General features: G+C 67.6%; 7 protein-coding genes and 1 pseudogene. 1 reads left to right on the top strand and 7 read right to left on the bottom strand.

Annotated elements, in window-relative coordinates; genetic code table 11:
• The first annotated feature begins 136 nt into the window (after positions 1-136).
• On the top strand, positions 137-1,600 hold the full coding sequence (locus LKE06_RS21785; RefSeq protein WP_228001194.1) for an MDR family MFS transporter: 1,464 nt from the start codon (positions 137-139) through the stop codon (positions 1,598-1,600).
• 175 nt (positions 1,601-1,775) lie between these two features.
• On the opposite strand, the pseudogene LKE06_RS21780 reads toward LKE06_RS21785, so the two are convergent.
• The 7 genes and pseudogenes from LKE06_RS21780 to LKE06_RS21750 form a co-directional block, all read right to left on the bottom strand.
• Positions 1,776-2,047, bottom strand: a pseudogene (locus tag LKE06_RS21780) (Ada metal-binding domain-containing protein).
• A 13-nt stretch (positions 2,048-2,060) separates the two neighbouring features.
• Positions 2,061-2,726, bottom strand: coding sequence for a 2OG-Fe(II) oxygenase (locus LKE06_RS21775; protein WP_228001297.1), 666 nt, complete (start codon positions 2,724-2,726; stop codon positions 2,061-2,063).
• 103 nt (positions 2,727-2,829) lie between these two features.
• A complete protein-coding gene (locus LKE06_RS21770) occupies positions 2,830-3,438 on the bottom strand; it encodes a methylated-DNA--[protein]-cysteine S-methyltransferase (RefSeq protein WP_228001193.1) in 609 nt (202 codons plus the stop codon).
• Positions 3,438-3,911 carry an RNA polymerase sigma factor gene (locus LKE06_RS21765; RefSeq protein WP_228001296.1) on the bottom strand — a complete coding sequence of 158 codons (474 nt, stop codon included), beginning with the start codon at positions 3,909-3,911 and terminating at the stop codon, positions 3,438-3,440. Before LKE06_RS21765 ends, LKE06_RS21770 begins: the two co-directional genes overlap by 1 nt.
• 49 nt (positions 3,912-3,960) lie before the next feature.
• Entirely contained in the window at positions 3,961-5,889 is a 1,929-nt protein-coding gene (gene recD / locus LKE06_RS21760; protein ID WP_228001192.1) for an exodeoxyribonuclease V subunit alpha, read from the bottom strand.
• A gap of 76 nt (positions 5,890-5,965) precedes the next feature.
• A complete protein-coding gene (locus tag LKE06_RS21755; protein WP_372477406.1) occupies positions 5,966-9,358 on the bottom strand; it encodes a UvrD-helicase domain-containing protein in 3,393 nt (1,130 codons plus the stop codon).
• Positions 9,355-12,936, bottom strand: coding sequence for an exodeoxyribonuclease V subunit gamma (locus tag LKE06_RS21750; protein WP_228001191.1), 3,582 nt, complete (start codon positions 12,934-12,936; stop codon positions 9,355-9,357). Before LKE06_RS21750 ends, LKE06_RS21755 begins: the two co-directional genes overlap by 4 nt.
• Between the last annotated feature and the right edge of the window lie 176 nt (positions 12,937-13,112).

Raw genomic sequence — 13,112 nt, 5'->3', positions numbered from 1 at the left:
CGACCGGAATACTGACCCGCGCCCGATGAGTTCGAGCGGCCGAGTCCGTCTCATCCACTGTGGCGCCGGGACGCGATCCGGTGACTCCGCAGCGGGCCACACACTTTCTGCCGACACCCATGCTCCGGAGGTACCGATGCCCGCCGAACCATCCGCTCCCACCTCGGGAGGACGGACACCGACCGTCATTCGGGTGTTGGTGCTCGCGACCTTCGTGGTGATCCTGAACGAGACCATCATGATCAACGCGATCCCGCGCCTGATGGCCGACCTCGCGGTCACCGAGCGCTCGGCGCAGTGGGTGTCCACCGCGTTCATGCTCACAATGGCGGCCGTCATCCCGACCACCGGCTGGTTCCTGCAACGGGTATCGACCCGGCAGGCGTATGCCGTGGCGATGGGGGTCTTCCTGGTGGGTACCGCACTGTCGGCGGTCGCGCCGTCGTTCGCGGTGCTGTTGCTCGGGCGGATCATTCAGGCCGGTGGCACCGCGGTGATGATGCCACTGCTGATGACGACCCTGATGACTGTTGTGCACGAGCACGACCGCGGCCGGGTCATGGGCAATGTCACCCTTGCCATTTCGGTGGCGCCCGCGATGGGTCCGGTGATTTCCGGGTTGGTACTGCAAGTCGGTTCGTGGCGTTGGCTTTTCGTGCTTGTCCTGCCGATCACGGGAGTTGTCACCTGGCTCGGCCTGCGCCAGCTGGAGAACGTCGGTGAACCGCAGATGGGGGCGATCGACTGGGCCAGCGTGTTGCTGGCTGCGTTCGGGTTCGGCGGTCTGGTGTTCGGACTCAGCCGGTTCGAAAGTGACAACCTCACCAGCCCGGCACTGATCGTCGCGGCGGGCGTTGCGCTCATCGCCGGGTTCGTCCTTCGTCAGCTGCGCATGCAACGCACCGGTAACCCGCTGCTCGACCTGCGGGTCTTGCGGGCCGGCACCTATACGAAGGCGCTGGTGCTGATGTCGGTCGCGTTCATGACGATGCTCGGGTCGATGATCCTGTTGCCGTTGTATCTGCAGAACTTGCGTGAGCTGAGCCCCTTGGCGACCGGCATGCTCGTGATGCCGGGCGGATTTGCGATGGGTCTGCTCGGTCCGACCGTCGGGCGCCTGTTCGACCGGTTCGGCGGACGCTGGCTGGTGATTCCCGGATCGATCGGAATCGCCGCGGCGTTGGCCGGATTCACCCAGATCTCGATGTCCATGCCGTACTGGCAGCTGATCGCCCTGCACATCGTGCTGATGGTGTCGCTGGCGGCGACGTTCACCCCGGTCTTCACTCTCGGCCTCGGTGCGCTCCCGCAGCACCTGTACTCGCACGGCAGCTCCATGCTCGGCACCCTGCAGCAGGTCGCCGCGGCCTTCGGCACCGCCCTGGTGGTGACGGTGATGTCGGCCCGCAGCACCACGCTGGTCGACGGCGGCGCCGACCCTGTCAGCGCCGACCTCGACGGCATGCGCCTGGCCTTCTTCGTCTCCGCCGCCTTGGCACTGGTCGTGATCGCGATGGCAGTGCTACTGCCCAGCCGGGCCACCGCACCGGAAGAAGCTGACGAGCCCGACACCACGCCCGTCGAATTGGTCAAGAGCTGAACGGAATTCAGCACGACCCGGACTGTTCGGCCACCTCGCGCGCTTGTGCGGCAACCGATCGGCCTGGGTGGGTTGGCGAGAAGACGATGACCAACGCAAAACAAGCTGGTCATTCGAACGTGGGTACGGGCCCGAAAGCTACCGCGCATCCGGATCCGCGTCATCGACTGATCACTCATCGACAGCTGTTGGGCTGCGATGCTTTCCACGCCCGGTATTGGCCGGGCAGGCAGACAGCGCAGGGACGGTAACCCGCTGCGACCGCCGTGGCCTCGTCGGCGAAGAAGACGCGGTGGCGGCGGTACGGCCACTGGCGAGGGCGCGCAGGGCAGACGGGCAGTCGAGGCGGCCGTAGATTTTGGTGCGACGGTGGCCGCCGAATCCGCCAGGGCTGTGGCTGCGGTATGGGCGGCCATTGGTGCCGGTCAGGGTGAATGCTTCGGACATGGTGTGGCGCTGGTTATTCGGCGTCGTGCAGGACGAGTCCGAGGGTGCGCCGGACACCGGTCCGTATTCTGCTTACGCCATGGCGGACGGGCGCGCGCGACCATCCGCGACTGCTCGGGGTAGGCCGGTCCCGGGTGGTGAAGATCAGGCCGTGGCCCTGTTCCAGGACGGTGACGGTGCCCTTGGATTGGGCTCGGGGGCGTTGTTCGACGAGCAGGAATTCGCCGCCGGTGTGGTCGATACGCGGTCGGTCGAGGCCGATCACGATCTGCAGCGGAAAGACCAGATCGCCGTAGAGGTCGCGGTGCAGGGCATTCCAGTCGTTTTCGGTGTAGCGCAAGAGGATCGGCGTCGGGCGGCGCTGCCCGGCCGCGTGGCAGGCATCGAGCCAATCAGCGAACTCGTCGGGCCATGGTGCCGGATCGCCGAGACGTTGCGCCCACGACCTGGCGATCGGCAACAGCTTGTGGTAGAAGACGGTTCGCAGCGCGGTGATGGGCTCTGGCACCGGGTTCGCGAAGTACCGGTAGGTGCCCTGCCCGAATCGGTGTCGCGCCATATCGACGGTGGAGCGAAATCGCGGTAGGTCGTCCCACATCGCACTGAACTCGGCACATTCCTCCGGAGTCAGCAGCGGTCCGGTTTGTGCGCATCCGTTGGCGTCGATCTCCTCGGTCAGCGCCGCCTATGGTTGGGCATCGACTCGATCCGACAGGGGCACAAGAGTTTTCGATTGTTTCATGGAAGTCTCCGGTTTGTTGCGGATAGCGGATAGCGGTGACTCAGGCCGCTTCGAGCCGCAACAGCGCGTCCTTGGCGGCGATGCCACCCACGTATTGGCCGATGCTGCCGTCGCTGCGGACCACGCGATGACACGGGATCACCACCGGTAGCGGGTTGTGGGCACACGCCGACCCGACGGCGCGCACGGCCCGCGGGTTGCCGACGGCAGCCGCGACCACGGCGTAGCTTTCGCGCCTGCCATAGTCGATCGTTTGCAGATGCTCGATCACCTGACGACGGAAGCCACCGGTGAGCTGGAGATCCAGCGGCAGGTCGAAATGTGCTCGGCGGCCGGTGAAGTACTCGTCGATCTCGCGCGCCGCGCCGTCGAGGCGGGCCGGTGCGGCGAGGACTCGGGGGCTGACCCGGGCGGCCAGCGTGGCAAGCACGGCGTCGTGGTCCTCGTTCGGATAGGCGACGCGAACCAGCCCGGCCGGGGTGGCTGCCAGCAGTAGCGCGCCGACCGGGGTGTCGAGGGTCCGATAGGCGACATCGAGCAGGCCGGCGGTCTGCGCTGCGGCAGCCAGGCGACCATGCAGCTCGGCGAGGAGATTGTGGTCGGGGGTCAGTCCGTCGAAGAGGCCGTCCCCGTGGTCGATCGTGGCCATCATGTTCGATCCTTCGGGTAGAGCTTGCGTAATGTTTTGAGCCCGTCCGCTGCGGCGCGGCGGGCGGCGTCGGTCGAATTACCCAGGAGCTGAGCGATTTCGGCGTGTGGCAAACCTGCCAGGTAGTGGTAGGCGACAGCTTGGCGTTGTTTTGCCGGCAGCGCCGCGAGAGCCGTCCACAGGTCCGGGTCGTAATCGGCGGGATCGGCGTTGGAGGCCGTGCGTTCGGGCAGCGTTTCGGCCGGGACGGGCGCGCGGGTGAGTGCCCTGCCCACATCGATCGCGCGCCGGTGCGCGACGGTGACCAGCCAAGCCTCGATGTTCGTGCCGGAGTCGAGATCGGGATAGGCACGCAATGCGGACAGGAACGTCTCCGACCAAGCGTCGGCGGCGTCGATAGGACCGAGTACCGCCCGGCAGACACGCAGCACCATCGGGCCGTATTCGGCCACCACTTGTTCGAACGGAGGCAAACTCACACTGGGTAGACGTCGGCGGCGCCGAGAACGTGAGATGGCGATGTCACGGCGTACCCGGCGAACTACGCGACAGGCCGCTGGCACGCAACACACGGCGAGCGATGCCCGCCCGGATGGACTCGTCGGTGCCGATGACGCGGACGTGGCTGCGGGCCCGCGTGACAGCGGTGTACAGCAGTTCCCTGGTCAACAGCGTGGACTCGGGTTCGGGCAGGACTACCGACACGGTGTCGTACTGGCTGCCCTGGCTGCGGTGAATGGTCATGGCGAAAACGGTGACAACAGCGGGGAACTGGGTTGGATGCACCAGGTAGGGTTCGCTACCCCGTTGCAGCGCTGCCCGCACAGAACCATCCGGCATCCGCACGATAACGCCGGTGTCGCCGTTGTAGATGCGGGCCTCGTGATCGTTCGCGGTGACCAGCAAAGGTTGGCCGGGATACCAGGAACCCTGATAGGGCTCCGGGCCCGCGCCGCCCGCGAACGCCCATTCGGCCGCCATCCGGTCCCAGCGTTCGACACCGAACGGGCCCTGGCGGTGCGCGCACAGCAGCCGATGTGACTCCAACGCCGTCAGCGCGCCCGCAGCGTCGCCTTCGAGCGCGGCCGCGGTCACCTCCTCGGCCGCTCGCACTATGTCGGCGCGGACCGGCGCGGTCTCCTCGGGCGCGCTCAGCGACAGTTCCGTGCCACCCGCACGCAGCAGTTCGAGTGCGGCATCGGCGTCGCCAGCGCGAATCGCGACCGCGAGTTCGGCGATCTTGCCGCCGAAGCGGCGGCCGCGGGTGAGACGGACAATGCCACCGCGCATCCGAGTGCGTTCGAGGTTTGTCAGCGCCTCCGGATCATCCTCGGCCGCCACCGATTCCAGCGAGTCCGTCACGAGGATCTGATCGAGCACCGGATTCGGCGCTCCGACAATGGGTCCCGCGACCAGATCGGCCAGTACCGCGCCCGCGTCGACCGATGCGAGCTGATCAGGGTCGCCGACCAGTACCAGTCGAGTGTCGGGACGCAGCGCCGCCAGCAGACTGCTCATCATCGTCAGCGACACCATGGAGGTCTCGTCGACAACGATCACGTCGTAGGGCAACCGATTGAATTCGTGATAGCGGAACCGGGTGGTTCGGCCACGCTGCCAGCCGAGCAGTCGATGCAGGGTGGCGGCGGTGAGTTCCGGCAGATCGAGCGAATCGGCCTGCTCGCGCACCGCTTCCTGAAGGCGCGCAGCCGCTTTGCCGGTCGGCGCTGCCATAGCGATGCGGAGCGTGGGCAGTTTCGGTTGCGCCCGTCGGTGTGTGTCGAGCAGCGCCAGGATCCGGGCGATGGTATGGGTCTTGCCGGTCCCGGGCCCACCGGCGACCACGGTGGTCCAGTGGGTGGCGGCCAATGCCGCGGCCAGACGCTGCCGGTCGGGGGCGGCACCGATCGGGGCGTCGAAGAGGCGGTCCAGTTCCCGGCGCACCGCGGCCGCGTCGACAATCGGGTGGTCGCCGGAGCGTTCGGTGAGCACGCGCCGAATTGTCTGCTCCTGCTGGTAATACCGATCCAGATAGAGCAGCGGGCCCGCGTCCTCGCGCCACTGCGCGCCGGCAGGGTCGGCGTCGACGAGTCGCAGGGGTCGCAGCGGGCCGGCCGGCCCACCACACACCAGCGGGCTGATCCGGAGTGCGGCAAGGACTGCGTCGATATCGGGCCACGGCAAGGTCGCCGGATCTACCCCCGCACCGGCATCCCAGGTCTCATCGGCGTCTACGCCGATCTCCCGCATCCGCAGCAACTCCAAACACACCGAACCCGACCGCACCGCTCGCACCGCAAGCGCGGCCGCGAAGAGAACTTCCTCCGAGGACTCTCGTCCCATCCGCCCGAGCCGCAGCGCCACGTGCACGTCGGCTGCCGACAACACCCCTGCCTCATTGAACGTCCGCAATAACCCGGTCCCCCGCTGCGCCAACTGAATAGACGTCACCGCGCCACCTCCTTCGCCGGTCGCCATCCGCCTCGAACAACCACCACGGTCGCGAGCACACCGAATCGTCCCCGGCTCACCGCGGTGCCTCGCCTGCGAGCAGGTCGGAGAGGGCGATGATGAGTTCGGCGGGCGGGTTCCAGTCGAATACGCCGCAGCCGGTGGGGGTTTCGGGACCGACCATGCCGCGGACGAACAGGTAACGTGCCCCGCCGAGGTGGCGAGCGGGATCGTAATCGGGCAGGCGCCAGCGCAAATAGCGATGCAGGGCCGCCGAGTAGAGCAGTGCCTGCACGGGGTAGTGGGAGCGCAGCATTTCGGCGGCCATGCGGTCGTGGGTGTAATGGTCGACTGTGAGATCGCCGGTGCCGAGACGGTTGGTTTTGTAGTCGACGATCACGAATCGGGCTCCGGTGTCTTCGGTGACTCGCAGGACCGCGTCGATGCTGCCGGTGAGATAGCCGCGCAGCGGGATGTCGTCGAGAGCGTCCAATTGGTCTGCGTAGCACACGAAATCGTCATCAGATGGCAGATGATTTCGCAGCAGCCCGGCAATCTGACGCAGTGTCGCGGTGTGGGCGCCCGGGGTGTCGCCGCCGGCGAGCGGCAGCTCGAATTCGAGTTCGTTCAGCTTGTCGCGACTGGAAATATCGGCGAGACAACCGAATCCGAGTGGGGTGCGCAGGACAGCCAATAATGCGGTGGCCAGTATTTCGGGATCGGCCTCGGCCATCAGGTCGTCGGTCGCTTCGCGGCAGCGAGCGTGCACCTCGGTGATCGGGTCGGTGGCATCGGTGTCGATCAGCTCCAGCACGCCGTGCACCAGTGTGCCGAATTCGGCGCCGTAAGGCAGATCGTTCATCAACGACATGGCACCGGATACGGCGGGCCCGACCTCGGCGACGTACAACGCGGCGGGTTCATCTTCCGGTCCTTGCCCCTGCTCGGGCTCGACATCGGTGGCGGCAATGTCGTGGGCGCCCGCCGTCAAGGCCGAGTACGAGGTTCGCCGCCATTGCTGGTCCAGGATGCGCGAGAAATGGGCGGCGGCGAGCGCCCCGGTGGGCGTCTCGACCCGAACCCGCCGGAGTTCGACGGTCTCCGCACCATCGATACCCTCGACCGAGACCGCCTCGGCCGCACCCGCACCCCACGCCGAAAGTCGCTGCACCGCTATGGCATCCGTGGGAACCGGCGCACGGCCCGGAACGAGATCACCGCCATCGGGGCGACCGAGAATCATGCGGTGCAGCGGTGAGGCCGCGGTAGAAATCGCCGGTGCCCACCATGCGACGACCTGGCACATTGCCCGAGTGAGCGCGACATACAGCAGCCGTAACTCCTCCCCGGCTTCCTCGGTTTCGCTGCGCATTTTACGTTCGGCGTAACCACCGGCATCCTGCCCGCCGACATCGAGAACTCGCGCGCCGTCGTCATCGTGGTAAAGCAGCGTCGCGGGGTAGGGATTCTTCGCACTGTCCCAGGCGAAAGGCAGGTAGACGATGGGAAATTCGAGGCCCTTGCTGGCATGCACTGTGGCGATCTGCACTGCCGCCGCGTCCCGATCGAGCCTGCGGCTGCGGTCGGCGACCGACCCCGATGCCGGATCACGCACCCGATCGGCGAGCCAGCGAGTCAGCGCGGTCAACCCGAGCCCCTCGGCCAATGCCACTTGATCGAGCAATTGCGCGATATGCCGCAGATCGGTCAACTGACGCTCACCATTCTCGATGGCCAGCAGTCGTTGCGCCAAATGTGCCTCGGCCGAGAGCTTTTCGAACACCGCCGCGAAACCGGTTCGAGCGAACAACCGGGCGGCCTCACGCAACTGCGCGCTGATACGGCCGACCAGATCGGCACCGCCGCTGTCGATTTCGATCGCGGTAACCCCGAGAAGCGCGGTACACGCCGCCAGCCGGACACGGTCGGCCCGGTGCGGCTGCTCGAGCGCACGCAGCAACCACAACCAGTCGGTGGCACTACTCGTGGCGAACACACTGGTGCCGCCCGCAAGCACCGAAGCGACCCCTACTCGATCCAATGCCGACCGCACGACATCGATTTGAGACCTGGTCCGCACCAACACCGCGATATCACCGGGACCGATTCCCCGATGTAGCGCAGTCGTACCGAGGCCGGCGTCATCCGCGGCCCCGGGCAGTGGTCCGTTGGACTTCCCCTCCACCGTTGCCCCGGATTCCAGCAGCCGGACGATCTCGGCCGCGAGGTCCTCGGCGACCTTGGCGCGCATCCGGCCGACAGCGGGAAACCCCGACTTGTTCAGTGGTCCCGCGCCGGTGCGTGGGAGACAGCGCAGCCGCAGCGGCGTGATGAGGTCGACGGGTCCGGCCAGCCGGGTCCATGGACGGGTGGCGGCGACCGGATAGACCGCGATCTCCTTGTGGCCCAGCGCGGCTCCGCCTTGTAAATGATCGAGCGCGGACAGTAGACCCGCGTCGCTGCGCCAGTTGGTGGTGAGTTCCTTACGAGTGTCAGCGTGATCGATGGCGTCGAGATAGCTGAGGACTTCCGCGCCACGGAAGGCGTAGATGGCCTGTTTGGGGTCACCGACCAGGACGAGGGTGCTGTGACCGTGAAACGCCAGCCGCAGAATGTCCCATTGCAGCGGATCGGTGTCCTGGAATTCGTCGACGAGGGCGACCCGGTAGCGGTCGCGAATACGGCGGCGGGCGCGTGGACCGTGTTCGGGGTCGGCGAGTACGTCGTGTAGTAGGACCAGCAGATCATCGAAGTCACGCAGGCCCGCCAGCCGCTTGCGGCGCTCGGTCTCGGCGCGCGCCGCGGTCCCGAAGGCCACCCGCTCCCCCGCAGCCCCGTCGCCCTTCGGGACCAGCATGGCGTGTCGATCCCGCACCGCGGCGAGCGCCAGCGCGTGCGCCTCTTTCCACGAGAACGGCGGTTCGGTACGGGCGTACCGATGCAGATAGAGGTCGTCGACGACGGTCCCGACCAGGTCATCGATATTTTCCACCAGTCGCGAGCTGGGATCGTGCTCGCCCGCCAGCCCCAACTCGTCGAGCATGCGCTGGCAGAAGCTATGGGTAGTGGCGATGGTGCCCGCATCGAAATCCGAAAGCGCCGTGAGCAATCGGTCGCGCCGGTACCCTATCTCGCCCGAATCCGTTTGCGCCATAAGCCGGATCAACGAGTCGGAATGTCCGCGTGCTGCCACCGGGTCGGCCAGCGCCGCCGCGACCTCGACGAACCGATCCCGGGTGCGCTCCCGAAGCTCCTGCGTCGCGGCCCGGCTGAAGGTCACCAGCAGCAACTGCGAGATGCCGATCCCGGCCTCCGCCACATACCGGACCGCGAGACCGACGATCGCGTGCGTCTTCCCGGTTCCCGCGCTGGCCTCGAGCACTGTGGTCCCGGTCGGCAAGGGCCCGTCCGGGTCGAACCGGTCGGCCGCCGCCACCTCGGCGACGGCAACGGCGGTGTGCTGATTCACGGCTGCCCCTGGGTTTCGGCGGCGAGCAGTGGCGCCCACATGCGACGGGCGAGGGCACCGAAGCGAGTAGGTTCACTCGGTTCACCGGGCGGGGCGGGGGCTTCGGTGAGGTGTTGCAGCCGTGGCGCCGGACCCCAGACGTAGCGCAGGTGGCGGTCGGCGTGATCGCCGAAGAGGCCGGGGCCGTTGGGACCACCGTTGAATTCGCGTTCGCCCGCGGCCATGGCCTCGTCGAAGTTCGCGCCACGGAAGCGGCGCTCGGCATAGGCGGCGGTGGCGCCGGGGGCGATCGGGAGGGGCTCGGTGAGTCCGGCATCGCGCAGCCTCACCAGCTCACGCAGGGTCGAGAGCGCGGCAGGACGGTCGGGTGCGGTGAGCACCGAACGCCATGCGGGACGGCCGAATTGGCCACGGCCAGTGGTGACCGCGCGCCAACTCCGATCCTCGGTGACGGCCAGCGCGAGCAGCGATACCCACGCCGCGATCCGATGCTTGGGCGCAAGCCGGGAGAACGTGGTCCTGACCAGTGATTCGCCATGCACCTCTGGCACCGTGCCGGTGAGGCGTCGGCCGTTGCCGAGGTCGATCGCGATGTCGACGGCGCGGGCGGGCCCCTCGTACTCCGGCAACGACGCGCGCACCAATTTGTCCACGGTGCTCTCGACCTCGTCGAGGACGGCCGCGCCGAAACCGAAGGGCGGCAAGGTACCCCGCCGCCATTCCGCCGCTCGCAGTGCGGCCGGATCGGCCCCGGTGAGACGTGCGGACAGCAGACGTTCGCCCAGTTCCCATTTCGCGAGACCATCGAGTTCGATGGGCAGCCGGTCGGCAATGTCCTCGTCGTGATCGGGCACCCGCAGTCCCAGGCGCTGCCACAGGAAGGCGCGAATCGGGTGCTCGGCGAACGAAATCAATTCGGACAGTGCGATATCCGCGAGATCCTGCGCGGGCAGCGGCGCGGTCAGGAAGTCCGGGCGCGGCGCGGCGGGCGCGCCGGCCGCCAGCGCACCCGCCAGCGCGACGGAGTCGAAACTGAAAGGGTGCTCGGCCAGGAAATTGCGACGGTCGAAGCCCTGCAATGGATGTCGAGTCACGACCTCGGACATGCCCGAGGCGCCGACGTGCGCCCTGATCGCGTCGAGCAGTTCGGCGACCGGAATGGCAGGCGGGCGGTGCGCGCCGGTGACCGGGTCGGCGCCGGTGTGGAATACCAGCAGCTGCTGCCCCGCTGCCATCATCGCGTCCAGCAGCAGCTGCCGGTCCTCACTGCGCGAATCACGTTCGCCGAGCAGCGGATTACGTGCCAGCACATCGTCACCGTCCACGCCTCCCGGGCGCGGAAACACCTCGTCGTCCAGACCGAGCAACACGACCACCCGATGTGGGACCGACCGCATCGGCACCATGGTGCAGACGGTCAGCTCGCCGGTACGGAAGTTGGCTCGCGTCGGCCTGGCCGCGAGCCGCCCGGCCAGCAGCACCCCGATATCGGCCAGCCGCAACACCACATCACCCGCATGCTCGGTGGCTGCGGCCAGTTCGCGGCGGGCCTCGGTGCGCACCCACGCCTGACTGTCGGGCACATCAGCCAGCAGTTCCAGGGATCGCCCGAGCACTGTCGCCCACTCCTGCGCGGCGCGCGGACCGCGCAGGTCACGCAGACAGACAGCGAGACGGTCGATGAACTCCGCGAACCGGCCGGCCAGATCGACGTCGTTGCTGTCCACGTCGTCGAGCGGTAGCGCCAAATCCAGCCAGTCCTCGGCGGATTCGTCCGCTGTCACCCCGAGTAAGATCCGGTCGACAGCGGCGTTGAGGGTGTTCTGCGCGAAGTCGGCCAAGCCGAATGCCTGGCGTTGCCGCTGTCCGATGCCCCACCTGGCCCCGGACTCGGCCGCCCACTCACGCAATCGCTCGATATCGTCATCGTCGAATCCGCAACGGCGCCGGACGGTTTCGGATGCCGCCAGGTCCAGCACCTGGGTCACCGTGACGCGCCCGTCGGCCAGTTCCAGCAACACCCCGATCACCGCGAGCAGCGGATTGGTCACCCCGCGCCCGCGATCGGCGAGCCGAACCCGCAATCGGTGCGCCGGATGAGCCGAATCACCAACGGCTTCAATTGTTTCCGATGTCCGCTGCCCGAATGCCGCCCGCACCAATGGTGCATACGCCTCGACCTCGGGACACATGATCAACACATCGCGCGGCTCCAGTGTCGAGTCACCCGCGAACAACCCGAGCAGACACTCCCGCAATACCTCCACCTGCCGGGCGGGCCCATGACACGCGTGCACCTGAATGCTGCCGTCGCCACCCATCCGCCCCGATGCCGGCGGCCAGACGTCGTCACGGATTCCCGCCTGAATCGCCCCGAGCAGCGTGAGCCTCCCCGGCCGACCATCTACCCGGTCCGCACCGGCACCGTACACGGACGAATCGTCACGGGACGCGACTGATGCCACGGCGTCGTCCACAACGACGTCGCCGAACAGGGCATCTTCCGCGCTGTCTCCACCCGCCGTGGGTGCGCGCAACGTATCCTTTTCCCGCACAACGCCTTCCGAAGCGTGGCCCACCACAACACCATCGGCCTCGGCCTCGGCCTCGTGCGACGCTCCGCCGGACCGCACCCGGTTCTGTTGCGCAAGCGAATGGCGAGTATCGGTCGTCGCGACCACAGCCAATCGCTGTTGCAGTTCTCGCACGTCCCGCGCGAGACCGGACAACAGCGGATGTCGGACATGAGTCGCGGCGAGGTCATCCGCTCGCATAAGCACGGCGCGGAGCCCGGCCAACTCCGACCACATCACCGGACTCGGGTGCGCCAGCCACAAATGAATGTCACGGTGTCGCGCCAGCGCCGAGATGACGGCGAGTTGATCGCTCGGCAATCGAGTCACACCGAACAGCGAAAGCCGCGGTGGTAACTCGAGGAGCTCCGGACGGGCACACAGCCGCTCGCACGCCCCCGCCAAACGTTCCGCCGGGCTGGGTACACCGATCTCGGCCCGCAACCGCCGCCACAGCGCGGGCTGCCACAACAGGTCTTCCGGCACCGGGTTCCCGGCTCCATCGGTATCCGCGCCCTCGGCCCATTCGGTGATGAGCGCCGGGCGCTGCGCCGCGTAGCTGTCGAACAGCGCACCGAGGTGCGCCGCCGTGGCATACCGGCGCCCGACCCGGTGGTCACGTCCAGGATCGCTCGCCCCGACATGCCTGGCCAGCACCGCCGACCATGGTTCGGACACCACCGAATCAAGCACCCGCAGCAGCGTCCACACCACTCGCTGCGGCGCCCACGGATCCTCTGGTGGCCGCACCCCGCTCGCCGCGGCGAGTACTTCGGCGACCAATCCGGCAGGCGAGGGGAACTCGATATTCGCCGCGACACCGTCCCTGGCACTTCCCACGCCGAGGACCGTAGAGAGCCGCTGCGTCAGCCAGCGCTCCACCCCCTTCGCGGGAACCGCCACCACCTCCGCGGCGAACGGGTCATCCAGCGGTGCCGCGAGCAACGCGGCGAGTGCGTCCGCCAACGCGTCGGAGCGCTCGGCCCGGTGGATGTGCAGCGGCATCTACGCCCTCTCGTCGGCCGGAGATCCTTCGTCGAAACGCCCCGGGCTACGTGCACGTTTATACGCCCAGCGATCGGCACGCAACTTCGGGCCCCCGCTGTCGGAGAGTGAAATAAGCCACACACGAACGAATTACTCCGCCGTGTCACCTCGGCTCGAACGTCGCCGTGTGCGAC

The organism is Nocardia australiensis, assembly GCF_020733705.1.
In the GTDB taxonomy this organism is placed as follows: Bacteria; Actinomycetota; Actinomycetes; order Mycobacteriales; family Mycobacteriaceae; genus Nocardia; species Nocardia australiensis.
Note: the sequence above shows the minus strand (reverse complement) of the source record. Positions and strands in the feature narration are given on the sequence as shown.